Source organism: Tsuneonella aeria (assembly GCF_009827495.1).
GTDB lineage: Bacteria > Pseudomonadota > Alphaproteobacteria > Sphingomonadales > Sphingomonadaceae > Tsuneonella > Tsuneonella aeria.
The window spans coordinates 2,030,167-2,054,886 of the sequence record NZ_WTZA01000001.1; the positions used below are offsets into that span (position 1 = coordinate 2,030,167).

Consider the following 24,720-nt stretch of genomic DNA (forward strand, 5'->3'; position numbering starts at 1 on the left):
CCGCCGTGAAAGCCACCCAGAAGGATTTCGCACGGGGCGTGCCCGCGGCGGCGCGAAATGCTGCCGTGTTCTTCTTCTGCGGTCCGGATGAAGCGGGCGCCGCGGCAGCGGCAGAGCGGATCGCGGCGGCGTTGGTCGAACCGGGCGAAAGGATCGACCTCGCCGGCGGCGACCTCAAGCGCGATCCCGTGCTTCTGGGGGACGAGGCGCGATCGAGCTCCCTGTTCGCGGGCGCCCGCCATATCATGGTGCGCGCGACCGGCGACGAGGCGCATGACGCCGTCGCCAATCACCTCGCGCGGATCGATGCAGCGGAAGGCGCCGCGTGTCCGGTCCTGATCGTGGCAACCGCCGCGACCGACAAGGCGCGCACGGCCAAGCTCCTGGAAAAGCGGGCCGATGCGCTGGTGGCGATGTTCTACCCGCCCGACATTGCCCAGATCCGCGATACCATCCGGCGCGCAGGCGACGAGCTGGGCTTGCGCATTTCCGGCGAGATTGCGGACCGGCTGGCGTACGCCGCGGGCCTGGATATTCGGCTCGCGCGCTCGGAAGTCGCCAAGCTGGCATTGTATCTCGATGCCGATCCGGCCGCGCCGGTCACGGTCGGGGCAGATGCGCTCGATGCGGTGGGGGCAAAGACCGAAGACGACGGCCTGATGCCGATCGTCAACGCCGTGCTGGGCGGCCATGTCCAGCGCCTGGCCACCGAAATCCACCGGATGCGCGAACTGTCGCTCAACCCAGTTGGCCTGCTGCTGGCTTTCGAGCGCCGCACCGCCCAGCTTGCCCAGCTCAACGCCCGGATGGGCCCGCGCGGCCAGGTCGCCGCTTTCGTTGAGGCGGAGAGCCAGGCGAAGCGGGTGTTCTGGAAGGAAAAGAAGGATCTGATCGAGCAGCTTTCCGCGTGGCGCGGGCCCAAACTCGCGCGGCTCATCGCGCGCCTGGTTGCGCTGCACCGCGACCTGATGACGGCCGATGCGCCGCACGACCAGATCCTCGCGCAATCGCTCACCCGTATCGCGCAGGCGGCGCGGCGCTAGGATGGGGCCGTTCCGCCGGATTGCCAATCCGGGACAACTGTCCTAGCAATTCCCCTCGGTCGCACGAAGCGCACACCTGAATGCATTCGTCCGGTCCCGGTTCGGTTCTAGGCAGGGACTCCATGAACGCGCCCATCGTAGGCAATGTTACTACGTTGGCTGACAACGCGCCGCTCGCCCCCTCGCTGGAGCGCGAGCGGGTTCGATTGTACCTGCTGATGCTGGTTGTCGATATCGTGCTGATCCTGTCAGCATTCGCTGCAGTGGGGCTCAGCTACCTTGCGCATCGGCCTGTGCTAAACGCCTTGCTTCAGGCACAGCTCCTGCTGCCGCTTTACCTGACATTGGCCCTCTACCAGCGTGCCTATTCCATCAAGGCGCTGCAGGACTGGCGGTTCGCGGCCGGCCACGCCCTCATGGCATTGGGCCTGGCGGCGGCGCTGCTGATCTTCATCACGTTCTATACCAAGAGCACTGCGTCTTTCTCGCGGGTGGTGTTCACCGGCGGGATCGTGTGCGGTGGGGCGCTTCTGGTGGCCAGCAGGTGGCTGCTCGGCCGCTGGATTGCCCGGACCTGGGGGCCGCACGTCATCAACACGCTGCACATCGTGGCGGGCGGGCCGGATCTTACCTTGGCCCACGCGATTCGCCTTGATGCCCGCGCAAGCGGACTTGCGCCCAACGTCGAGGATCCGCACGCGCTCGACCGGATCGGCCGCGTCATGCGCAATATGGACCGCGTGATCGTCAGTTGCGCATACGAGGATCGGGCCGCGTGGGCCGACGTCCTGCGCGCTGGGGGTGTCCGGGGCGAGTTGGTAACCGATCGCCTCAACGAACTGCAACCCATCGGCCTGTCGGTAGAGGAAGGGTGGCTTGCTCTCGTCGTTTCGACCGGACCCCTGGGCTTGCGCCAACGGGCCATAAAGCGCGTGTTCGACATCGTCCTGTCGATCGCAAGCCTGATCGCGCTGTCCCCGGTGATGCTGCTGACCGCGCTCGCGATCCTGATCGAGGACGGTCCACCGGTCTTCTTCAGCCAGCGCCGCCTCGGCCGGGGCAACCGCTTTTTCAAGATGTACAAGTTCCGCTCCATGCGGCGCGAGCGCGCTGATGCAGACGGCCATCGATCTGCTTCCCCGCAGGACGACCGGGTGACGCAGGTTGGCCGGTTCATCCGCCGCACCAGCATCGACGAACTGCCGCAGCTCTTCAATGTGTTGAAAGGCGAGATGAGCCTAGTCGGCCCCCGGCCTCACGCCCTGGGCTCGCAGGCGGGTGACAAGCTGTTCTGGGAAGTCGACCAGGCATACTGGCGCCGTCATTCGCTGAAACCCGGTATCACCGGCCTTGCGCAAGTCCGCGGCTATCGCGGCGCGACGGACGAGGAGGCCGATCTTACCAACCAGCTCGACGCCGATCTCGAATACATCCGTAGCTGGAGCACGCTCACTGACGTGGGAATCCTGGTGCAGACGCTAGGCGTACTGGTTCACCGCCGGGCGTTCTGACGCCAGCCCCGGGCGAACCGTCAGTCCTGCGGCACGCGGAACGATCCGGTGACCCGCCCGCTGCCCGAACCCTGCACCGCGCCGGTCACCGAGTTCGATCCGCTGGCCCGGCCGTCGACGCTCGACACCCCGCTCCGGAGGTCGATCACGAGCCGGCCGCCGTTAAGCGTGTCGGGCCCCCGATTGAGCCGTACGTTGCCGGCCATCGTGATCACGCGGCGGTTGAAATCATACACGGCCACTTCGCCCGCCGCGCGCTCGTCGCCGCGTGTCACCGTCACCCCGCCCGTCGCGGTGATGCGCTGGATGCTGAGGGAGCCGGCATCGCTGTAGCTGACCTGGGTGCGCGCCGCCCGCAGGCGGAGGCCAGCCTGGGTGATATCGACGTTACCCGAAAGGACCACCCGGTTCTGCCGGTCCTGCAACTCGATGCGGTCGGCGGCAAAGTTGACCGGCGCGTTCGAATTGTGACCTGCAATGGCCTGAGCCGCGGCCTGGATGCCGGTCATGGCCACCAGCGTGGCGGCGAATCCCGCGATGCTCCAGCGGGCCGAATTGGAAAGATGGCGATTCATCGGGGCATCCTCAGCTGGCCAGGAACCATGCGCAGGCGGGCATTGCCCTCCAGCGCCACGGTGCGCGCATCGAGATCGGCTACGAGCCGGTTGGCGGAAAACGTACCGGCAGGTACCGCGCCGGACACGCCGCCGCCACCCACCAGGCTCTTGTCCTTGAGGTCCACCACAACGCCGCTGGCAGCCATGCGGTAACCGTCTGCGGCGTTGACCACCACCCCGCCGGGCACCGCGACGATTTCGCGGCGGATGTCGTACTGGCCGGCATCAGCGCGGACGCTGGCAGGCCCGTCGCGCAGCAGGATGCGGGCGACCAGGTCGTTCATCCGCACGAGTCCTTCGCGCTGCGAACGCTGCACGGCGTCGCCCGCGGTCAGCGAAAACGGCCGCCCATCGTTGTCGGACCCGCGGTACATCGCGTTGTCCACCGTCAGGCGATCGTTGATGACGGCCACCTTCGACCTGTCGAGCAGGAAACTGATTTCTCCCCGTGGACTGAGCGGGGTGACGATCATCAGGGCCGCGACCACCCCGATCCCCATGGGCAGGACCTTCGCAAGCAACGAGATGAGCCGGTCGTGCGAGCCACCGGGCGCGGCGAAGTGTTGTCGCCTGCTGCGCAGGGCCTTCGCTTCCAGCGTTTCGATGCGGTCGTGGCTCACCATTGTTCGTGCTTAACGCGCGTCTGCCTCAATCGTGGCTGAATATATCGCGGTCGGCCCATCCGGCGAGGTCGAGCCGCGCGCGCGTGGGCAGGAAATCGAAGCAGGCCTGCGCGATCTCCATCCGGTGCTCACGCTGCAGCCGCGACGCCAGCACCTCGCGCAGGCGGTGGAGATAGCGCACGTCCGAGGCAGCATATTCGCGCTGCGCCTCGTTAAGCTCCGGCCCGCCCCAGTCGGAAAGCTGCTGCTGCTTGGAAAGATCAGCCGCGAGCAGTTCCGACACCAGGTTCTTGAGACCGTGCCGGTCGGTGTAGGTGCGCGTCAACTTGCTGGCGATTTTCGTGCAGAACACCGGCGCCGCCATGACGCCGAGATAGAAATAGAGCGCGGCAAGATCGAACCGCGCGTAATGAAACAGCTTCAGCCGGCCGGGATCGCCAATCAGCGCCTTCAGCCGCGGCGCATTGTACGTGGAACCGGGATTGAAGCGCACCAGGTGCTCGTCTCCATGACCGTCGGACAGCTGCACGAGGCACAGCCGGTCGCGATGGGTGATGAGGCCCATCGTCTCGGTATCGATCGCGATCGGCCCGTCGGCGAACGCCAGGCCTTCGGGCAGGTCTTCTTCATGGAAATGTACGGTCATGGGAGCGCCGCCTTAGGCCCATCGGGGATTGAGGGAAAGGGGCGCTGGCGGGCGCAGCCAGGGCGCGGTAGCGCGGCTGGCATGGACGCCGACAATCTCCCCCCGGGCTGGCGCCAGGCGCTGGGCCCCGCGATGGCAGCCCCCGCCCTGCACGACCTGATCGCGTGGCTGGATGCCGAGGAGGCGGCGGGCAAGGCGATCTTCCCGCCCGGCGATTGCCGGCTGCGTGCCTTCGCCCTGACGCCGCTCGACGCGGTGCGGGTGGTGATCCTCGGCCAGGACCCGTATCACGGGATCGGCCAAGCGATGGGCCTATGCTTCGCCGTGCCGGAAGGCGTGGCGGTGCCGCCCAGCCTCGCCAATATCTACCGCGAACTGGAAAGCGACTGCGGCATTCCACGCCCCGGACACGGCGACCTGCAGGCCTGGGCACGGCAGGGCGTGCTGCTGCTCAATACCGCGCTGACCGTGGAGGCCGGCAAGGCGGGCAGCCACGCCGGACTTGGGTGGGAGGCGCTGACCGATGCCGCCATCGCCGCCGTCGCCGCGCGTCCGGAACCCACCGTGTTCATCCTGTGGGGCGCCCACGCGCAGGCCAAGGCAGACCGGGTCGCAGGTGTTTCCGACGGGCGCCATCTCGTGATCCGGAGCCCGCACCCGAGCCCGCTCTCCGCGTATCGCGGGTTTTTCGGCTCGCGCCCTTTTAGCCGCGCCAACACTTTCCTGCTGGCCAACGGGCGGGGCGCCATCGACTGGCAGCCCTGACCGCGCGGAGGACGGACCCGCCGCGCGGCCAAGTGGGTCAGCTGGCGATCACCGAGCCGATGAATTCCCGGCCGTCCGTGTGCGCGACGTTGAAGATGAGGACCATCTCTTCGCGCGACGGACCGGCGAGCGCGCCCACGAACGTGCCCTTGAAGCCGTTGGCCGTATCGTCGATCGCGCCCGAAACGCCTTCGCTGGCGCTGAGTGTGGCGGAAATCGGCAGCACCGCGCGCACTGTGGCGACGCCGTTCACCGTCTCCAGGATCTGGATCGACCCGGTGAGCTTCTTGTCGCTGGCGGTGACGGTGAAGGTCGATGGCGAGGCGGTGAACGTGCTGGTGGCGGCCCCCGGCTTGCCGCCGGCTACTTCGGCTGTGCCCGTGTAGCTCAGGTTCGAGGTAATGGCGCTTGTCGTGCTGACCTCGTTGAAGAACAGGGTCACCCGGTTGCTGCGCAGCGTTCCATTGACCGATTCGCGCACGAAGTTTTCGATCCGATGGTACGTCACGCGCAACACGTGCTGGAAGGGGCGTTCCAGCACGATCCCGTCGTTGCCTTTGCGATACGTGCGGCGGGTGGCCGTATCGGTCTGGCGGTCAGCGGCGCCGAAGGTGCTGAGCGTGGCGCTGTCAGGCCAGCTGAACGCGACGCTTTCAGGCGAGACAGCATAAGTGATCCCGCTCTGCCCGTCACGACGCATGCCGTCGCTCCACACCTCGGCCCCGCCGGTCGGGGTGAAGTAGGCGAAGATATAGGACGCGTTGGTCGCCGTGTCGGTGAACGCCTTGGAGAAGTCGAAGTCGATCGCCACCGGCGCGGGGGTGGGGGTCGGGCTGGGGGAAGCGGTCGGCGAAGGAGTGGGAGTGGGCGCAGGCGATGAATCGTCGTCACCGCCGCCAAAGCAACCGGCGAGAAGGGCGCAGCTCACGGCAGCGCTCAGCATAAGTCCAATCTTGCGGCGCACGGTCACGCTCCCTCGTCCAGAATTATCGGGCCCGCGCATCGCGGGCGGAAGCGGGCGACTAGCGGCCTTGGCGAAGGTCCCGCAAGTGCTTTGCGACAGATGCCGCCGCCGGCAGCCGGCAGCCAGTCCGGAGCGGCTCAGCGGGGCAGGTCGCTGCGCCCCATCAGCGCGGTGTCGACCGCATGCGCCGCCTGGCGCCCTTCGCGGAGCGCCCAGACTACCAGGCTCTGTCCCCGCCGCATGTCGCCGCAGGCGAACACGCCATTTTCGCTGGTGGCATAAGTGATGGTGTCTGCCCGGACGTTGCCGCGCGCGTCGAGTGCCGCGCCCGACTGGTCGATCAGACCTGCGGTGCGCGGCCCGATAAAGCCCATCGCCAGCAGGATGAGGTCGGCCGGAATATTGAACGCGCTGCCGGGAACTTCGGTCATCTGGCCGCCGCTCCACTCCACGCGCACGCATTCGAGCCCGGTCACCGCGCCGCCTTCGCCCGTCACGCGCTTGGCAAGGACCGCCCAGTCGCGCTCCGCGCCTTCTTCGTGGCTGGTCGAAGTGCGCAGTTTCAGCGGCCAGTGCGGCCAGGTCAGCGCCTTGTCCTCACGCTCCGGCGGGCGCGGCATGATTTCAAGTTGCACGACGCTCGCCGCGCCCTGCCGGTTGGAGGTGCCGACGCAGTCCGAGCCGGTATCCCCGCCGCCGATCACGACGACCCGCTTGCCCGTGGCGATCAGGCTGCCGCGCGGAGCGGCGCGCACTTCGTCATCGCCAGCGTTGCGCTTGTTCTGCTGGGTCAGGAATTCCATCGCCAGGCGCACGCCCGAAAGCTCTGCCCCGGGGATTTGGAGCTGGCGCGGTTCTTCCGCCCCGCCCGCCAGCACCACCGCGTCGAAATTCTCCTTCAACGAGGCGAACGAGACATCGACGCCCACTTCGGTGCTGGTGCGGAAGCTCACCCCTTCGGCTTCCATCTGCACCGCGCGCCGGTTGACGAGGTGCTTTTCCATCTTGAAGTCGGGGATGCCGTATCGCAGCAGCCCGCCCACCCGGTCGCTCTTCTCGAACACGGTCACGGAATGGCCGACCCTTGCGAGCTGCTGGGCGCAGGCGAGGCCCGCCGGACCACTGCCGACGACTGCGACCCGCTTGCCGGTCTTGCGTGCCGGCGGCTCCGGCACGATCCAACCTTCGCGCCAGCCGCGGTCCACGATCGCGCATTCGATGCTCTTGATCGTGACGGGCTGGTCGATGATGTTGAGAGTGCACGCCGCCTCACACGGGGCGGGGCAGATGCGCCCCGTGAATTCGGGGAAGTTGTTGGTCGAATGCAGGGAATCGAGCGCGTTCTTCCAGTCGGCTTCGTAGACCAGGTGGTTCCAGTCCGGGATCAGGTTGTTCACCGGGCAACCATTGTGACAGTATGGAATGCCGCAATCCATGCACCGCGCCGCCTGCAGCCGCAGGTCGGGCTCGGCATGGGGAATCACGAACTCCTTGTAATGGCGCACCCGTTCCCGGGGATCGGCGTAGCCGCGATCCTTGCGGGCCTGTTCGAGGAAGCCGGTGTCCTTGCCCACGCTTACATGACTCCCTTGTCGTCAGCCCGCATCATTCCGCCGCCACCATTTCCGCGTCGGCGCGCTCGGCTTCCAGCTGGCGGAGCGCGCGGGCGTAATCGACCGGCATGACCTTTACGAAACGGGGCAGGGCGTTGTCCCAATCCTCCAGGATCGCGGCCGCCTTCGCGCTGCCGGTGTGAAGCTTGTGCCGCTCGATCAGCACGCGCAGGCGTTCCGCGTCGTGGCGGAGCATGTCCCCCATGCCCATGTCGTCCACGTTGCGCGGGCGCTGCTGCGGGCGGCCGGTGCCATCCTCGGCGTCGCGCTCGGGCGATACGTACGACAGTTCGACTTGCGCGGGGTTGCAGAGCGGTGTGAAATGCCCTTCCGGATCATAGACATAGGCGACCCCGCCGCTCATCCCCGCGGCGAAGTTACGACCCGTCGGACCGAGCACGACGACAGCCCCGCCGGTCATGTATTCGCAGCCGTGATCGCCGCAGCCTTCCACCACCGCGACCGCGCCGGAATTGCGCACGGCGAAGCGTTCGCCGGCCACGCCATTGAAGTACGCCTCCCCCGCGACCGCGCCGTAAAGCACTGTATTGCCAACGATAATGTTGGCCCCCGGATCCCTTTCAACCCCCTTCGGCTGGCGGACGACGATGCGGCCGCCGGAAAGGCCCTTGCCGACGTAATCGTTGGCGTCGCCGGTCAGGCTGAGGGTCACGCCATGGGCGAGCCAGGCGCCGAAGCTCTGCCCGGCGACCCCGGTGAAATCGAGACGGATGGTGTCGGCGGGAAGGCCCGCGTGGCCGTGGCGCCGGGCGATTTCGCCCGACAGCATCGCCCCGGTCGCGCGATTTGAGTTGCGGATGAGAATTCTCTTTTGGACCGGAACACCGCGTTCAAGCGCATCACTGCAGGCCGCGATGAGTTCCACGTCCATCGCGCCGCCGAGGCCATGGTCCTGTTCCTGCGAATGGAACAGCGTGGCGCCTTCCGCCGGGGCGACCCGGTGGAGCAGCCGTGACAGATCGATACCGTGCGCCTTCCAGTGGCGTTCGCAGCGGGCGGTGTCGATCCGGTCCACCCGGCCGACCATTTCCGCGACGGTGCGGAAACCCATGCCGGCCATGATCCGGCGCAGTTCCTCGGCCACGAAGAAGAAGTAGTTGATGACGTGTTCCGGCGTGCCGGTGAAGCGCTTGCGCAGCACCGGGTCCTGGGTGGCGACCCCGACCGGACAGGTGTTGAGGTGGCACTTGCGCATCATGATGCAGCCGGCGGCGATCAGCGGGGCGGTGGCGAAGCCGAACTCGTCCGCGCCCAGCAGCGCACCGATGGCGACGTCGCGCCCGGTTCTGAGGCCCCCGTCCACCTGTACCGCGATGCGGCTGCGCAGATCGTTGAGCAGCAGGGTCTGCTGCGTTTCGGCAAGGCCGATCTCCCACGGGGACCCGGCATGGGTCAGCGAGGTGAGCGGCGAGGCGCCGGTGCCGCCTTCGTAGCCCGAAATGGTGACGTGGTCCGCCTTGCACTTGGCGACGCCCGCGGCGACGGTTCCTACACCCACTTCGGCCACCAGCTTCACCGAGATGCGGGCCTGCCGGTTGACGTTCTTGAGATCGTGGATGAGCTGCGCCAGGTCCTCGATCGAATAGATATCGTGATGCGGCGGCGGGCTGATGAGGCCGACCCCGGGGGTGGCGTGGCGCACCTTGCCGATCACCTTGTCCACCTTGTGGCCCGGCAGCTGGCCGCCTTCGCCGGGCTTGGCGCCCTGCGCCATCTTGATCTGGATATCGTCCGCATTGACGAGGTATTCGGTCGTCACCCCGAAGCGGCCGCTGGCGACCTGCTTGATCTTCGACCGCATGGTGTCGCCGCCCGGCAGGGGGGTGAAACGGTCGGGCTCCTCCCCGCCTTCGCCGGTGTTGGAGCGGCCGCCGATGCGGTTCATCGCGATGGCGAGCGTGGTGTGCGCTTCGCGGCTGATCGATCCGAAGCTCATCGCCCCGGTGCTGAAGCGCTTGACGATCTCGGCGGCGGGCTCGACCTCGTCGAGCGGCACCGGGCTGTCGGCCGGCTTCAGCGTCATCAGGCCGCGGATCGTCAGCAGCCGTTCCGACTGGTCGTTGACGGCGGCGGCGAAGGCTTCGTAGCGGTCCTGGCTGTTGCCGCGCACCGCGTGCTGCAGGTCGGCGACGGAGCCGGGCGTCCAGGCGTGATCTTCGCCCCGCAGGCGGAACTGGTAGATGCCCCCGGTATCCAGCATGTGTTCGTAAAGCGGGCTCGTGCCATAGGCGATGCCGTGGCGGCGCAGCGCCTCTTCCGCCACTTCCACCAGGCCCGCGCCCTCGATGGTCGTGGCGGTGCCGGTGAAATAGCGATCGACGAAGGCGGACGACAGGCCGACCGCGTCGAAGATCTGCGCCCCGCAATAGGACTGGTACGTGCTGATGCCCATCTTGGACATGACCTTGAGCAGGCCCTTGCCCACCGCCTTCACGTAATTGCGGCGCACTTCGTCTTCGGCAAGGTGCGGCAGGCGCGCGGCGCGGATCGCCTCCAGCGTCTCGAACGCCACGTAGGGATTGACCGCTTCCGCGCCATATCCCGCCAGCACGCAGAAGTGGTGGACCTCGCGCGCCTCGCCGGTTTCCACGACCAGCCCGGTCTGCATCCGCAGGCCCTGGCGGACGAGGTGGTGGTGCACCGCCGCGGTCGCCAGCAAGGCGGGGATCGGCACCCGGCCGGGCCCTTGCGCCCGGTCGCTCAGAACCAGGATGTTGTGATCCTGCAGCACCGCTTCGGTCGCCGCCCAGCACATTTCCTTCAGCGCCAGTTCCAGCCCCTCGGCCCCCGCTTCGGCATCCCAGCAGGTGTCGATGGTGGCGCAGCGGAACGCGCCGTCGAGCGCCGCCTCCACCGAGCGGATCTTGGCAAGATCGTCATTGGTCAGGATCGGCTGGCCGACCTCCAGCCGCTTGTGCGTGCCGGCGTCGCGCCCCAGCAGGTTGGGCCGGGGCCCGATCATGCTGGTGAGGCTCATCACCAGTTCTTCCCGAATCGGATCGATCGGCGGGTTGGTGACCTGGGCGAAGTTCTGCTTGAAGTAATCGAACAGCAGGCGCGGCCTGGCGGATAGCACGGCGATGGGCGTGTCGGTGCCCATCGACCCGATGGGATCGTCGCCCGCCTGGGCCATCGGCTCCAGGAAGCGGGAAACGTCCTCCTGCGTATAGCCGAACACCTGCTGGCGCTGCAGCAGGTCGGTCGCAGGTTCCGGCACCGCGCTCAGTTCCGGTTCGATCTGGTCGAGGTCTTCCAGCTTGTACTGCGCGGCCCGCAGCCATTCGGCATAGGGTTCCGCGCCGGCCAGTCCGGCCTTCAGTTCCTCGTCCTCGATGATCCGGCCCTGCTCCATGTCCACCAGCAGCATGCGGCCGGGCTGGAGCCGCCACTTGCGCACGATGTCCTCTTCGGCGAACGGCAGCACGCCGCTTTCCGAAGCGAGACAGATGAGATCGTCCTTCGTCACGCAGTAGCGCGCGGGGCGCAGGCCGTTACGGTCGAGCGTGGCGCCGATCTGGCGGCCGTCGGTGAAGCACACCGCCGCCGGCCCGTCCCACGGCTCCATCAGGGCGGCGTGGTATTCGTAGAACGCGCGCCGGACCGGGTCCATCGTGGGCGATTTCGCCCACGCTTCCGGGATCAGCATCGTCATCGCATGGGCAAGGCTGTATCCGCCCAGCAGCAGCAGTTCGAGCGCGTTGTCGAGGCAGGCGGTATCGCTCTGCCCGTGGGGAATGATCGGCCACAGCTTGTCGAGATCGGCGCCCAGCAGCGGCGATTCCATCGTCCGCCGGCGCGCGTTCATCCAGTTGACGTTGCCGCGCACTGTGTTGATCTCGCCGTTGTGCGCCATGAACCGGTATGGGTGCGCCAGCCGCCAGCTGGGGAACGTGTTGGTGGAGAACCGTTGGTGGACGAGGCCGAGCGCGCTCACGCAGCGCGGATCGCGCAGGTCGTCGTAGAAACTGCCGACCTGGGTCGCCAGCAGCAGCCCCTTGTACACGATCGTGCGGCTGGAAAAGCTGGGGATGTACAGCTGGGTGAGGCCCGGGATGCCGAACTTCGCTTCCTGCCTGGCGAGCGGGTTCTGGGTCTGCTTGCGGATGACGATCAGCTTGCGTTCGAACGCGTCCTGATCCGCGCAATTGGCGCCCATCGCTATCACGCACTGGCGCATGACCGGCATCGATTCGATCACCGCCTTGCCCAGCCCCTGCGCCGTGGTCGGCACATCGCGCCAGCCGACCAGGCGCTGGCCTTCCTTGGCGACGAATTTCTCGAACTGTTCGGTCACGAATGCGCGGGCGGCCGCGTCCTGCGGCATCATGCACTGCGCCACCGCATATCGGCCCGCCTCCGGCAGGTCGCGCCCTTCGCGGGACGCCCAGTCGCGGAACAGGGGATCGGGGATCTGGATCAGAATGCCCGCGCCGTCGCCCAGCAGAGGGTCGGCGCCGACCGCGCCCCGGTGGTCGAGGTTGGCAAGGATTTCCAGCGCCCGAGTGACGATGTCGTGGCTTTTCACGCCCTTGATGTGCGCCAGCAGCCCGACGCCGCAGGCATCGTGCTCGTTCCGGTGGTCGTACAATCCCTGGGTCGGCGGAAAATCCATCGGGCCCGTGTCCATCCTCTTGCGGTGGCCGGCGCACCTTCAGGGGTGCACTCGGCAACGAACCGCGAGCCGCCGTGCAGCCGGACGCAGCAAAACGATCGCGAAATGCTGCAATGGCGAAAGGATTCACCGCGTGCAACCGAGCGGGGAGTTGAGCCGGCTAAAGCGCGGCTTTCCCCGCTGCGGCCAGCCGGGTGGCGGCGATCAGGCTGTGCGGCTCAGGCGCTCAAGCTTCGCCAGCGCATCGCGCAGCGCTTGTTCCGGGAAGTCCGCGCCGGGGCGCGTCGGTGCGCGCGGCGCGGTGAACGGGCTCGCCGTCGCCGGCGCGCGATGGCTGTCGTTGACGAAAGCGTCTGCGTCGTCATCCGCCAGCAGCGGGGGCTGCGGGGCGGGGTACGCTCGCGCGCCGCGATCCGCCTCTTCGGCACGGTGGCGCTGGAGGGCGATCGCAAAGCGTTCGACCAGCTCGACCGTGCCGAGCTCGCTCAGGGGACGGCCCTCGACACCCCGCGCGCGCGGATGTTCGACCGATTCGTCGTTGGGGCGGTCTTCGGGAGCCATGGTGGCGTCGGTTCCCGCAGGTTCGGCTGCTTCGCAGGGGGCAGCGGCCGGTTCGGGTTCGTCGAATCCGTCGCTCCCGATGTCCGCCACGGCGAGGATGGGGCGCGTTGGGCCCGTTGGGGACGCCTCCGTTGCCGCGACGCGTGCGCGCGCCTTGGCGGCGGCGATGCGGCGCGCGACGAACAGGCCGGCGATACCGCCCAGCACGAATGCCGCCAGCACGACCGGGATGCGGGCCCCGGCGTCCACGGCTTCGGCGATGGCGGCGAGGCCGCTCGACCGGGCGAGGCTCTCCACCAGGGCGACAGGCAGGGCCGTCGCCGCGATCGCGCACAGCGACGCGAGCCACAGGGACACGATCACCGGGAATGCGGGGTGCGCGGTGACGGATGCCTGATGCTCCGCCATGCGCGTCTGCTTGTCGCTCACTCGTCTTGCCCCGTTGCCGTGGGGAGCGCTGCCCGTCCGCGTGCCGGTCAGGCCGCGGCGGGGAGGTCCCCGTTCGCGCGCCGGACTATCAGGTGCCGGTAAACGCTGAGATAACGGCTCACGTTCTCGGCCCAGTCGTGGTGCGCGGCCACGTGGGCCCGCGCCCGGCCCTGCATCGCGGGCCAATCGGCGCGGTTGTCCACGAGGTCGGCGAGTGCATCGGCGCAAGCCGCCGGGTCGTCGGGCGGAAACAGCGCGCCGGTGATCCCGTGCGCGATCAGCTCGCGGTGTCCGCCCACGTCGCTGGCCGCCACGATGCGGCCCTGGGCCATGGCTTCCAGCGGCTTCAGCGGGGTGACGAGTTCGGTCAGCCGGCTCGCTTTGCGCGGATAGGCGAGCACGTCGATGAGGGCGTAGTACCGCTCCACCTCCGCGTGCGGCACGCGGCCGGTGAAATGGATGGCCTGCGCCGCGGGCGATGCCGCCGCCCGCGCCCGCAGCGCCGTGTCCATCGGCCCGCCGCCGACCAGCAGCAGCGCGGCGTCAGGGTGGCGCTGGCGCAGGCGGGGGAGGGCGTCGATCAGGTCGTCCAGCCCTTCGTAGTCGTAGAAGCTGCCGATGAAGCCGATAACCGGGCCCGGCCCCAGCCCGATCCGCCTGGCCAGCGCATCGTCGCGCGCGGGCGGATCGCCGAACAGCGAAAGGTCTACGCCGTTGGGCGACAGGCCGATCTTCCCCGCCGCATGGCCGCGCGCGACGAGATCGTCGCGCAGGCCCGCGCAAATGGTGAACACGGCGTCCGCCTGGGTGACCGCGGCGTTCTCCAGCGCGCGGGTCAGGCGATAGCGAAGCGAGCCTGCACGGCCCGTGCCGTTGCCTACCGCCGCGTCTTCCCAGAAGGCGCGAATCTCGTAGACCACCGGAATGCCCAGCGCGCGCCCCGCCTGGAGCGCCGCGTGCCCGCACAGCGCCGGTGAATGCGCGTGGAGCACGTCGGGCCGCCAGTCGCGCGCCACCTGCCCGATGGTGTCCGCCAGCCGCGCCACCTCGCGCCATTCGCGCAGGCCCGGGGGGCCGCCTGCCGCGCCGGCGGTGCGGTGGAACAGGAGCCCGTCCGCGACCTCCGCCGCTGCCGGCCCCGGCGCTTCGTGACGCAAGCCGGTCACGCCGCGCACGTCGAGGCCGAGCGCCGCCTGCGCCTTCATGATGGCGCGCGTGCGAAAGGTATATCCGCTGTGCAGCGGCAGCGAGTGATCGAGGACGTGGAGCACGCGGGTCATGGCCCGGAGGAATCGCACGATAGCCTTAACGGCGCGTCAACCGCCGGCTGGTACCCGCAGCGGCATCCTATGATCGACATGTTCGCCCTCACGCTGACGCACGGCCTGCTGCTGGTCATGGCGCTACGGCTGATCGCGCGGGCCGATCTCGACCGCGATCCTTCCCCTGCCGAGGATGGCGAGGCGCCGGAATGATCGACCTTGCGCTGCTGGCGTTCATCGCGGCGCTGCTGCTGCTGGGGCTGCGGCGCCCGTTCCTGTGGGTGCTCGCCTATGTCTATATCGACACGCTTTCGCCGCAGACGATCGGGTACGAATACGTTGCCGCCCTCCCGGTCTCGCTGATCGCGTTCTGCGCGGCGTTTGGCGGCTGGCTGCTGATCGACGGCAAGCACGGCGCGCGCTTCACGTTCCGTCAGGGCCTGCTGCTGGCGCTGCTGGCCCTCTGCGCCTTCACCACGATGCACGCGGATTTCCCGGAAGCGGCGGCGGCCAAGTGGGACTGGGTATGGAAGGCGCTGGTCTTCGCCATCTTCGTGCCGCTCGCCCTCACCACCCGGCTGCGGATCGAGGCGGTCCTGCTGACGATGGTGCTGACCGCGGGCGCGATCATCATCGATGGCGGCATCAAGACGGCGACGGGCGGCGGCGGCTACGGCGTCCTGACGATGTTCGTGAACGACAATACCGGCATCTACGAAAGCTCCACCCTCTCCACGGTGGCCATCGCGATCATCCCGATCATCGTCTGGCTGATGCGGCACGGCACGGTGTTCCCGCCGGGGCGGGCAGTAAAGCTGTTCGGTTACGCGCTGATCCTGTCATGCCTGCTGATCCCCATCGGGACGGAGGCGCGCACCGGGCTCCTGTGCGCGGCGGCGCTGGCCGTGCTGCTGCTGCGCGACGTGAAGCGGCGGTTCCTCTACCTCGCCGGCGCGGGCGCTCTCGCACTCGTGGCCCTGCCGTTCGTGCCGCAGAGCTACTGGGAGCGGATGGGCACGATCGAGACCCCGGCGGGCGACGAATCGGCCTCCACGCGCATGGCGGTATGGGACTGGACGATCGATTACGCCGCGGAGCACCCGCTGGGCGGCGGGTTCGATGCCTATCGCGGCAACAGCTTCACCTACCACCTGCCGCAGCGGGTGGTGGAAGGCAGCACGGTGTCGATCCGCATGGTCGAGGTGACGGACCGCGCTCGCGCCTATCATTCGGCGGTGTTCGAGATGCTGGGCGAACAGGGGTGGCCGGGCCTGGTCCTCTGGCTGTGGATTCACGCGCTTGGCCTGTGGCAGATGGAGCGGATCCGCCGGCGGTGGAGGAACCGCACCGGCGCCGGCGAGACATGGCAGGCGCCGCTGGCCGGCGCGCTGCAGCTGGCCCAGGCAGTCTATCTCGTCGGGTCGCTGTTCCAGGGGATCGCCTATCAGCCGTTCATCCTTACCCTGCTGGGCGTGCAGTGCGCGCTGTGGACCTGGTGCGGCTGGCCGATTCGCCGGGCAGGCGCGCGCCCGGACGCCACGCCGCGCCCGCGCCGCGCACGGCCCCGGATGCCGTAACGGCAGCGCCCGCGCCGTTGCACTAGGCGCCGCGCTGCGCCATGAAGCCGCCGCAGCGCGCCCACGGTCGGCGCGGCGGATGGACCAGCAGGAGGCGCGGATGACCCCGCAGGAAGTCAAGGCCATGGTCGGCCAGAACGTCGGCACCAGCGAATGGGTCGAGATGACGCAGGAACGGATCAACCTGTTCGCCGACGCGACGGGCGATCACCAGTTCATCCACATCGACGCGGAAAAGGCGAAGATGACCCCGTTTGGGGGGACCATCGCCCACGGGTTCCTGACGCTGTCGATGATCCCCTACCTCAGCGCCCATTCGGACCTGCCCAAGGTCGACGGCGTGAAAATGGGCGTGAACTACGGCGGCAACAAGACACGGTTCATCTCGCCCGTCCGCAGCGGCAAGCGCATCCGCGGCCACTGGAAGCTGATCGAGCTTGAAGAAAAACGCCCCGGCCAGTGGCAGCAGACGCACGAGATCACCATCGAGATCGAAGGCGAGGACAAGCCCGCCCTGATCACCGAATGGATCATGCAGTTCTTCGTCTAAACCCGTCACCCGGCGAAAGCCGGGATCGCGTCGCACCCTTTGGCGACGTCCGACCAAGTCCCACCCGCCCCAGCCTTCGCTGGGATCACGCATTAGGAAAATTCCCATGTCCCGTGACGCCGTCATCGTTTCCACCGCCCGCACCCCCATCGGCCGCGCATACAAGGGCGCGTTCAACAACACGCTCGGCCCGACGCTCGGCGCGTTGAGTCTCAAGCCCGCGATCGAGCGGGCCGGCATCGAACCGGGCGAAATCGACGACGTGTTGTGGGGCAGCGCGCTGCAGCAGGGCACGCAGTCCAGCAACCTCGCGCGGCTCGTCGCGCTGCGCGCCGGCTGCCCGATCAGTGTGTCGGGCATGACGATGGACCGCCAGTGCTCCAGCGGGCTGATGAGCATCGCCACCGCCGCCAAGCAGGTGATCACCGACCGGATGGACATCGTCGCCGCCGGCGGCCAGGAATCGATCAGCCTGGTCCAGACCAAGGATATGCGCGTGCAGCCCGATCCCGCGCTGATGGCGATGCACGGCGCCATCTACATGCCGATGCTGCAAACGGCCGAAACGGTCGCCAGCCGGTACAACATCGGCCGCGACCGGCAGGACGCCTATGGCCTGCAGTCGCAGCAGCGCACCGCCGCGGCCCAGGCCGCCGGCCTGTTCGATGACGAGATCGTCGAAGTCACCGCCACGATGAAGGTGCAGGACAAGTCGACGGGCGAAATCTCCGACCGCGAGATCACGCTGAACAAGGACGAAGGCAATCGCCCGGATACCACGCTGGAAGGGCTCCAGGGCCTGAAGACCGTGATCGAAGGCGGCACGATCACCGCCGGCAACGCCAGCCAGCTTTCTGACGGATCGGCCGCGGTCATCGTGATGGAAGCGGGCGTGGCGGCGAAGCGCGGCCTCGCGCCGATGGGCCGCTATGTCGGCATGGCCGTCGCGGGTACGGAACCGGACGAGATGGGCATCGGCCCGGTCTATGCGATCCCCAAGCTGCTCGACCGGTTCGGGATGAAGATGGACGACATTGGCCTGTGGGAACTGAACGAGGCATTCGCCGTCCAGGTGCTCTATTGCCAGGACGTGCTGGGCATCCCCAACGAATTGCTGAACGTCAACGGCGGGTCGATCTCCATCGGGCACCCCTACGGCATGACCGGCGCGCGCTGCGTCGGCCACGCCCTGCGCGAAGGCAAGCGCCGGGGGGCGAAGCATGTCGTGGTGACGATGTGCGTCGGCGGCGGCATGGGCGCGGCGGGGCTGTTCGAAGTCCTGTAAGCGCCCGGCGGCCTATTCCCGTTCGATTCCGCATCGGCCCCCACGCGCATCGCCTGATTGCGTTGCGGGCCGGGGCGGGGCATCTACCTGCCGTCTGATCCGGCAGGAGAAAGCCGCATGGGTATCGTCGAAATCCTCGGGATCGCCGGCAGCATGAGCTTGCTGGCGGGCTGGCGCCTCTACCTGACGGTGTTTGCCACCGGGCTTGCCATGCGGCTGGGAGCCATTCCGCTGCCCGAACATCTTGCCGCGCTGGATGTGCTGGCGAACCCTTGGGTCATGGGCGTTGCCGCAATCGCCGCGCTGGCGGAATTCTTCGCCGACAAGGTCGTCTGGCTGGATAGTGCCTGGGACGCGGTACACACGTTTGTGCGGCCCGTGGGCGGGGCGCTTCTGGCGCTTGCTATCGTCGATCCCGGCGATCCCGCCACCCAGGCGATCGCGTTCCTGCTGGGGGGCGGGGCGGCGCTCGCATCCCACGCCGGCAAGGCCGGCACGCGGGCGGTGGTCAACACCAGCCCCGAACCGTTCAGCAACGTGGCGGTTTCCACTGCGGAGGACGTGGCGACGGCCGGCCTGCTGTGGGGCGTGTATGAATACCCCTACGCGGCCGCGGCGGTGGCGGTCATCCTCTTCGCCCTGACGGTCGCGGCCCTGCTCATGGCCCGGCGCGTGCTGCGCCGCCTGTTCGGACGCGGTCCCGGACGGCGGCAGGAGACGCCGCCCGGTTGACGCAATGGGTCAGGCGAGGGCGGCCGCGCGCGCCCCTGCCTTGGCGCCACCGACGTAACGTTCGTATTCCTCGCGGAACCGCTGGTCAGCTTCTGGCGCATCCCGGCGGGCACGGCTTCGGCAAGCTCGGGAAACCAGGTGCCTTCCTCCTGGTACATGTGGTGCGCGACGGCCCCTTGGACATGCTCAAGCTTGTCGGTCCATTCCTTGCTCATGGGATCGAGGTTTTCCAGCAGCGCCATCTCGACCTTGACCATCGCCTGCTCGTCATACCCCATGCCGGCGTGGGCCTTTTCGCCGTTGTCGGCAAGCGCCGGGTAAAGCACGGATTCTTCCGCGATCGCATGGCCGGTGAGCACCAGGCCGAGGTTCTTCAGCCCGGCCGTGCGCGAAGCGGCGTCACTGGCGCCGAGGGTGGAGGCAAATGCCGCCTCAATTTGGCGGTGATGGTCGAGCACGTCGGCCAGGAAATCGTCGCCCGTCGCCAGGCTTTCGGCCTTGCGCCGTGCTTCCGCGCGATCCTCGTCCGACTCGGGCGGCATGACCGCCGCAGCGATCTTGTCGAAAATTGACATGCCCTTGCTCCTTCGCTCTCCGTTGTTACCGCCGGGTATCGACGGCTACATTCCCGGCTTCAGGACGATCTTGGTGTAGGTATCCTGCTCGTCGTGGAACTTCTGGTAGCCTTCGGGGCCGGCTTCGAGCGGCATCCGGTGGCTGATGAGGAAGGTGGTATCGAGCTTGCCCTCCGCGATCGCGGTGTAGAGCGGCTGGGTGTAGCGGTGGACGTGGGTCTGCCCGGTCTTGATGGTCAGACCCTTTTCCATCAGCGCGCCCATCGGGAACTTGTCGACCACGCCGCCATAGACGCCGGGCACCGACACGGTGCCACCCTTGCGCGTGGCCATGATCGTCTGGCGAATGACATGCGCCCGATCGGTGCCGAGGAATGTCGAAACCTTAATCTGGTCGATGATGTTGTCGGCGAAGGCGCCGTGCGCTTCCAGGCCCACGCAGTCGATCGAGGCATCCGGGCCGATGCCGCCGGTCATGTCCTGCAGCGCTTCGTACACCTTGGACTGTTCGAAATCGACCGTCTCGGCCCCGAAGCCGCGGGCGAGTTCCAGCCGGCGCGGGAAGTGGTCGATGGCGATCACCCGTTCCGCGCCCATCAGGAACGCCGACTGGATGGCGAACAGGCCGACCGGACCGCAGCCCCATACCGCGACGGTATCGCCGGGCTTGATGTTGCAGTTTTCCGCCGCCATCCACCCGGTCGGCAGGATGTCGGTCAGGAACAGGACACGGTCGTCCTCGATGCTGTCATCGGGGATCACCAGCGGGCCGAAGTCGGAAAACGGCACGCGCACGTATTCCGCCTGCCCGCCCGAATAGCCGCCGGTGAGATGGCTGTAGCCGAACGCCGCCGTGGTCGGCTGGCCATAGGCCTCGCGCCCGGCGTCCTGCTTGTCGGCGGGGTTGCCGTTCTCGCACCCGGAATAATCGTGCTTGTGGCAATGATAGCAGTTGCCGCACGCGATATGGAACGGGACGATGACCCGTTGCCCTTTCTTGAGCGTGCTGGCCGATCCCACCTCGACCACCTCGCCCATGAATTCATGGCCGAGCACGTCGCCGGGCTTCATCGCCGGGATATAGCCATCGTAAAGGTGCAGGTCCGACCCGCAGATCGCGGTGGAGGTCACCCGCAGGATCGCGTCGCGCGGGTTCAGGATCTCGGGATCGTCGACGGTATCGCAGCGAACGTCGTGCTTGCCGTGCCAGGCGATGGCCTTCATGCCGTTTGCTCCGCTTGCTCTGTGGTTTCGGTCTGGTCCTCGCCGCGCTCGTCGCGCTCGCGGCGGTTACGGGCCGACGTGGCGATCTCGCCGGTTTCCATCAGCTGCTTGAAACGGTGGAGATCGCGGCGGGTCTGGATGCGGGGTTCGCGCTGGAACAGCTTGGCCACCAGCTTGCCGACCGTGCCCGCCGGCGGATCATAGGCGATCGTCGCGCGCACCACGGTCCCCCGCTCGCCCGCGTCTTCGAACACGATGCGTCCCGAATTGGCGATATCGGCCCCTTCGGCCGACTGCCAGGTCAGCGATCGGCCGGGATCGTCGTCGGTAATCACCGATTCCCAGCTCACCTCGCGGCCCGCGGGCGCCTTCACCGTCCAGCGCGATCGGTCGGGCGCCAGGCGCTCGATCGCGGTGACGTTTTCCAGCACGCCGACCAGCCGCGTCTGGTCACGCCAGAAGGCGTAGAGTTCCTGCGCCGGCCGGCGGATCGTCACCGCCTCTTCCAGCAGGGCGCGATCGGACTTGATGTTCTTCGACGCCGCTACGGGCGCATCGTCGGCGGGGTGGGGTGTGTCGGGCACGCGGGCATCCGTCTTGTTGGGGGGCTACCCCCTCCCAAGCTGCGGCGCGCCGGTCCGTTCCGAAAATAACCTCGATTAATCGATAACGTTTACGCAGCCGCCCTGAGCGTGCGCGCCGCGTGGCGGGCGATGAACTGTTCCACCACGGGGGCGATGCTGTCGCGCCAGCGCCGGCCGTTGAAGATCCCGTAATGGCCGGCCCCTTCCGCCAGCAGGTACTGCTTCTTCGCCTTCGCGAGCCCGGTGGCGAGGTCGAGCGCCGCCCTGGTCTGGCCGATGCCGGAGATATCGTCCCGCTCCCCCTCGACCGCCAGGATCGCGGTGTCGGTTATGGCGCCGAGATCGACCGGCGCGCCCCGATGAACGAACGTGCCACCGGGTAGCGAATGCTTCTGGAAGACCTCCTCCACCGTCTGGAGATAGAACTCCGCGCTCATGTCGCAGACGCTGCGGTATTCGTCGTAGAACGCCTTGGTCGCCTCGGCGCTCGCCTCGTCGCCCACGGTGAGGTGCTTGAACATCTCGTAGTGGCTGAGCATGTGGTTGCCGAGGTTCATGCTCATGAAGCCGGCAAGCTGCAGGAAGCCGGGATAGACCCGCCGTCCGCCCCCCGGATATTGCATCGGCACGGTGGCGATCACGTTCTGGCGGAACCAGGCTATCGGCCGATCCATCGCCAGGTCGTTGACCGAAGTGGGCGAACAGCGCGTGTCGATCGGCCCGCCCATCATGGTCAGCGTCGCGGGGCGGGCCGGGTGGCGGGCGGCGTTCATCACCGCGGTCGCGGCCAGCGCGGGCACCGAAGGCTGGCACACCGCAATGACATGGGCGCCCGGGCCGATGAATTCGAGGAATTCGATCAGGTAATCGATGTAATCGTCAAGGTCGAACCGGCCTTCGCTGAGCGGCACCATTTTGGCGTCCGCCCAGTCGGTGATGTACACGTCGGCGTTTTCGACCATGCGCGCCACCGTCCCGCGCAGGAGCGTGGCGTAGTGCCCGCTCATCGGCGCGACGATCAGGACCCTGGGCGCATCGGCGGGGAGACCATCGCGGGTGAAGCGGCGCAGGTCGCCGAACGGCTTGTTGTAGGCGATCGCCTCGGTCACGCGGTGCGCCGTGCCGCCCACCGTCACGCGTTCGATGCCGAATGCCGGCTTGCCGCGGGGCTGCGTCGCGTGCGCGAACACCTCCAGCGCGCTGGCCGCGATCGGGCCCATGCCATTGTACGCGAGGGGATTGCGCGGGTTGGCCAGCATTTCGGCCCCGATGGAGGCCCAGGCGCTGGCCCCGGTGAGCCACGCGCGTTGCAGTTCGTAGGCGTGGTAGAGCAATCGGTTTCCCCTGGTGCGCCGGAATTTAAAGCGGCCGGTATGGCCAGACTTCGGCATCGTGCCGAGGTTCGGTGAGTTGTGCAACGCACAATCCGGGGACATGGGTCCGGCGCCGGCCGCATCCGGTAGATTTACGCGGTTCGTGGCCCTATGTGCGCGGGTGATGGACGAGAGCCTCACCCCCCGTACCGAACCGGCCGCCGATGCGGCGCCAGCGCTCGAACCCCGGCGGCGCGGCCTCTTCCGGCGCAAGCAGCGCGATCCGGGCGCCGCGCGCAGCGTGCGCCCGTTGCTGATGATCTGGAAGCAGGCCGGGCATTATCCCGGGCGCGTGGTCCTGGCGCTGATCGCGCTCACCATCACGGCGCTCGCCACCCTGGCTATCCCGGCCTACTTCAAGCTCATCATCGACGAAGGCTTTTCGGGCGGCGGCGACATGGACCGGATCGGCCATGCGTTCCGCCTGATGGCGGTGGTGGTGGTCGTGCTGGCGCTGGGCACGGCCATGCGGTTCTACTTCGTGAGCTGGCTGGGCGAGCGCGTGGTCGCCGACATCCGCCGGCGGGTGCAGGACAATCTCCTGCGGCTGGCGCCCGGGTTCTACGAGGAGAACAGCCCCAAGGAAATCTCCAGCCGGATGACCAGCGACACCACGCTGATCGAACAGGTGGTGGGCACCACCGTGTCGGTGGCGCTGCGCAACGTGCTGATGGCGGTGCTGGGCACGGCTTACCTGTTCTGGCTGGTGCCCCAGTTGACGATGTGGATGATGCTGGTGATCCCGGCGGTGGTGATCCCGATCAGCGTGTTCGGCCGCCGTCTGCGCAAGGTGTCGCGGACCAGCCAGGACCGGGTCGCCGACATCGGCGCCATGGTGTCCGAAGTGCTGGGCGCGATGAAGATCGTCCAGGCGTTCAACCAGGAAGACCGCGAACGCCGCCGGTTCGACGAGGCGGTGGAGCAGACGTTCAACACCGCCCGCCGCCGGATTCTGATCCGCGCCGCGATGACCGCGATGATCATCGCGGTCGTGTTCGGCGCGATCGTGCTTCTGATGTGGCGCGGCGCGGTGGGCGTGGCCAGCGGATCGATTTCCGGCGGCACGATCGCTGCGGTCGTCATCACGGCGGGCATCGTGGCCGGCGCGTTCGGCGCGCTTACCGAAGTGTACGGCGATCTTCTGCGGGGCGCGGGCGCGGCCAGCCGGCTGGCGGAACTGCTGGAGGAAAAGCCGACCATCGCCACGCCCGCCCGGCCCGAGGCGCTGCCCGTGCCGCCGCGCGGATCGCTGAGCTTCCGCGGCGTCAGCTTCCGTTACCCGACCCGGCCTGAAAGTCCCGCGCTGCGCGATTTCACGCTCGAGGTGCAGCCGGGCGAAACGGTCGCCATCGTCGGCCCGTCGGGTGCGGGCAAGAGCACGATCTTCCAGCTCGCCGAGCGGTTCTACGACCCCCAGGCCGGCACGATCCGTCTCGACGGCGTGCCGCTGACCAGCGCGGACCCGGCCGAAGTGCGCAAGCGTATCGCGTTCGTGCCGCAGGAAGGCGTGCTTTTCAGCGCGAACGCGCGCGACAACCTGCGGTACGGTAACTGGGGCGCGACCGATGCGGAAATCTGGCACGCGGCGGAGGCGGCCAACGCCAGCGCTTTCCTGCGCGCGCTGCCGCAGGGCCTCGACACCTTCTTGGGCGAGAACGGCACGCAGCTTTCCGGCGGGCAGCGCCAGCGCATTGCGATCGCCCGCGCGATCCTGCGCGATGCGCCGATCCTGCTGCTCGACGAAGCGACGAGCGCGCTCGATGCCGAAAGCGAGCGCCTGGTGCAGGATGCGCTCGAACGCCTTATGGCGGACCGCACCACGCTGGTCATCGCGCACCGTCTCGCCACCGTGCGCCAGGCCGACCGGATCGTCGTGATGGATGATGGCCGGATCGTGGAGCAGGGCAGCCACGGCGTACTGGCGGAAAACGGGGGCCTCTACGCCCGGCTCGCAGCCTTGCAGTTCGGCGGCGCCGAAGCGGCGTGATCCCCGTGATCGCGATCCGTCGTTCAGGCCGCCCTCAGGCAGGAAACTCTATCAACGGGGCATGAGCGCCGACCAACGGCATTGACCGCGAGGCCGCAAGGCTGTGCAGTCAAAGGTAGTGTGCGGGTGCTGCACGGCATCTGCGGGGACAAACGGGAAGCACAAT

Annotated in this window: 20 protein-coding genes and 1 pseudogene; 9 read left to right on the forward strand and 12 right to left on the reverse strand. The window is 67.9% G+C overall.

Going from position 1 to position 24,720, the window contains the following annotated elements; translation table 11 throughout:
* Nucleotides 1-5: 5 nt before the first annotated feature.
* Together holA and GRI40_RS09980 are read left to right on the forward strand one after the other, a co-directional pair.
* A complete protein-coding gene (gene holA / locus GRI40_RS09975; RefSeq protein ID WP_160611179.1) occupies nt 6-1,043 on the forward strand; it encodes a DNA polymerase III subunit delta in 1,038 nt (345 codons plus the stop codon).
* 122 nt (nt 1,044-1,165) lie between these two features.
* Nucleotides 1,166-2,554: a sugar transferase gene (locus GRI40_RS09980; protein ID WP_160611180.1), complete on the forward strand. Its 1,389-nt coding sequence runs from the start codon at nt 1,166-1,168 to the stop codon at nt 2,552-2,554.
* A 20-nt stretch (nt 2,555-2,574) separates the two neighbouring features.
* Here GRI40_RS09980 and GRI40_RS09985 read toward each other — a convergent pair whose 3' ends face one another.
* The 3 genes from GRI40_RS09985 to GRI40_RS09995 are packed head-to-tail and all read right to left on the reverse strand — an operon-like array spanning nt 2,575 to nt 4,440.
* Nucleotides 2,575-3,129 carry an LptA/OstA family protein gene (locus GRI40_RS09985; RefSeq protein WP_160611181.1) on the reverse strand — a complete coding sequence of 185 codons (555 nt, stop codon included), beginning with the start codon at nt 3,127-3,129 and terminating at the stop codon, nt 2,575-2,577.
* On the reverse strand, nt 3,126-3,794 hold the full coding sequence (lptC, locus tag GRI40_RS09990) for an LPS export ABC transporter periplasmic protein LptC (protein WP_160611182.1): 669 nt from the start codon (nt 3,792-3,794) through the stop codon (nt 3,126-3,128). Before lptC ends, GRI40_RS09985 begins: the two co-directional genes overlap by 4 nt.
* Before the next feature lie 25 nt (nt 3,795-3,819).
* Entirely contained in the window at nt 3,820-4,440 is a 621-nt protein-coding gene (locus GRI40_RS09995; protein WP_160611183.1) for a ribonuclease D, read from the reverse strand.
* An 81-nt stretch (nt 4,441-4,521) separates the two neighbouring features.
* On the opposite strand from GRI40_RS09995, the gene ung reads away from it, so the two are divergent.
* Nucleotides 4,522-5,205, forward strand: coding sequence for a uracil-DNA glycosylase (gene ung / locus GRI40_RS10000; protein WP_160611184.1), 684 nt, complete (start codon nt 4,522-4,524; stop codon nt 5,203-5,205).
* Between the two features lie 37 nt (nt 5,206-5,242).
* Here the strand turns inward: ung and GRI40_RS10005 are convergent, their stop codons facing one another.
* The 5 genes from GRI40_RS10005 to GRI40_RS10025 form a co-directional block, all read right to left on the reverse strand.
* On the reverse strand, nt 5,243-6,169 hold the full coding sequence (locus GRI40_RS10005; protein ID WP_160611185.1) for a transferrin-binding protein-like solute binding protein: 927 nt from the start codon (nt 6,167-6,169) through the stop codon (nt 5,243-5,245).
* Nucleotides 6,170-6,306: 137 nt separating this feature from the next.
* Nucleotides 6,307-7,743 (reverse strand): glutamate synthase small subunit, encoded by a 1,437-nt coding sequence (locus GRI40_RS10010; RefSeq protein WP_160611186.1) that lies wholly within the window; start codon nt 7,741-7,743, stop codon nt 6,307-6,309.
* 31 nt (nt 7,744-7,774) lie between these two features.
* The gene (gene gltB / locus GRI40_RS10015) at nt 7,775-12,415 is read right to left on the reverse strand and encodes a glutamate synthase large subunit (RefSeq protein WP_160611187.1); all 4,641 of its coding nucleotides are present in this window, start codon (nt 12,413-12,415) and stop codon (nt 7,775-7,777) included.
* 204 nt (nt 12,416-12,619) lie between these two features.
* The gene (locus GRI40_RS10020) at nt 12,620-13,405 is read right to left on the reverse strand and encodes a hypothetical protein (protein ID WP_160611188.1); all 786 of its coding nucleotides are present in this window, start codon (nt 13,403-13,405) and stop codon (nt 12,620-12,622) included.
* Nucleotides 13,406-13,452: 47 nt separating this feature from the next.
* A complete protein-coding gene (locus GRI40_RS10025) occupies nt 13,453-14,685 on the reverse strand; it encodes a TIGR04063 family PEP-CTERM/XrtA system glycosyltransferase (RefSeq protein WP_160611189.1) in 1,233 nt (410 codons plus the stop codon).
* A gap of 69 nt (nt 14,686-14,754) precedes the next feature.
* On the opposite strand from GRI40_RS10025, the gene GRI40_RS14035 reads away from it, so the two are divergent.
* The 5 genes from GRI40_RS14035 to GRI40_RS10045 all read left to right on the forward strand — a co-directional run bounded on the left by GRI40_RS14035 (nt 14,755) and on the right by GRI40_RS10045 (nt 18,811).
* On the forward strand, nt 14,755-14,880 hold the full coding sequence (locus GRI40_RS14035) for a hypothetical protein (RefSeq protein ID WP_272916553.1): 126 nt from the start codon (nt 14,755-14,757) through the stop codon (nt 14,878-14,880).
* A complete protein-coding gene (locus GRI40_RS10030; RefSeq protein WP_160611190.1) occupies nt 14,877-16,244 on the forward strand; it encodes a DUF5935 domain-containing protein in 1,368 nt (455 codons plus the stop codon). The genes GRI40_RS14035 and GRI40_RS10030 overlap by 4 nt, the downstream gene beginning before the upstream one ends.
* 100 nt (nt 16,245-16,344) lie before the next feature.
* Nucleotides 16,345-16,794 carry a MaoC family dehydratase gene (locus GRI40_RS10035; protein ID WP_160611191.1) on the forward strand — a complete coding sequence of 150 codons (450 nt, stop codon included), beginning with the start codon at nt 16,345-16,347 and terminating at the stop codon, nt 16,792-16,794.
* 106 nt (nt 16,795-16,900) lie between these two features.
* Nucleotides 16,901-18,079, forward strand: coding sequence for an acetyl-CoA C-acyltransferase (locus GRI40_RS10040; protein ID WP_160611192.1), 1,179 nt, complete (start codon nt 16,901-16,903; stop codon nt 18,077-18,079).
* Nucleotides 18,080-18,196: 117 nt separating this feature from the next.
* Complete coding sequence (locus GRI40_RS10045) at nt 18,197-18,811, forward strand: DUF4126 domain-containing protein (protein ID WP_160611193.1); 615 nt, start codon at nt 18,197-18,199, stop codon at nt 18,809-18,811.
* 182 nt (nt 18,812-18,993) lie between these two features.
* Here GRI40_RS10045 and GRI40_RS13895 read toward each other — a convergent pair.
* From GRI40_RS13895 to GRI40_RS10065, 4 genes and pseudogenes are all read right to left on the reverse strand, one after another.
* Nucleotides 18,994-19,386: pseudogene (locus tag GRI40_RS13895) on the reverse strand (hemerythrin domain-containing protein); the annotation flags it as partial.
* A 45-nt stretch (nt 19,387-19,431) separates the two neighbouring features.
* Nucleotides 19,432-20,610 carry a zinc-dependent alcohol dehydrogenase gene (locus GRI40_RS10055; RefSeq protein ID WP_160611194.1) on the reverse strand — a complete coding sequence of 393 codons (1,179 nt, stop codon included), beginning with the start codon at nt 20,608-20,610 and terminating at the stop codon, nt 19,432-19,434.
* Nucleotides 20,607-21,194 carry an SRPBCC family protein gene (locus GRI40_RS10060; RefSeq protein ID WP_420006867.1) on the reverse strand — a complete coding sequence of 196 codons (588 nt, stop codon included), beginning with the start codon at nt 21,192-21,194 and terminating at the stop codon, nt 20,607-20,609. Before GRI40_RS10060 ends, GRI40_RS10055 begins: the two co-directional genes overlap by 4 nt.
* An 89-nt stretch (nt 21,195-21,283) precedes the next feature.
* Nucleotides 21,284-22,528: a polyhydroxyalkanoate depolymerase gene (locus GRI40_RS10065; protein WP_160611195.1), complete on the reverse strand. Its 1,245-nt coding sequence runs from the start codon at nt 22,526-22,528 to the stop codon at nt 21,284-21,286.
* 163 nt (nt 22,529-22,691) lie between these two features.
* Here GRI40_RS10065 and GRI40_RS10070 point away from each other — a divergent pair, with 163 nt between their 5' ends.
* A complete protein-coding gene (locus GRI40_RS10070; protein ID WP_160611196.1) occupies nt 22,692-24,554 on the forward strand; it encodes an ABC transporter transmembrane domain-containing protein in 1,863 nt (620 codons plus the stop codon).
* Nucleotides 24,555-24,720 lie beyond the last annotated feature (166 nt).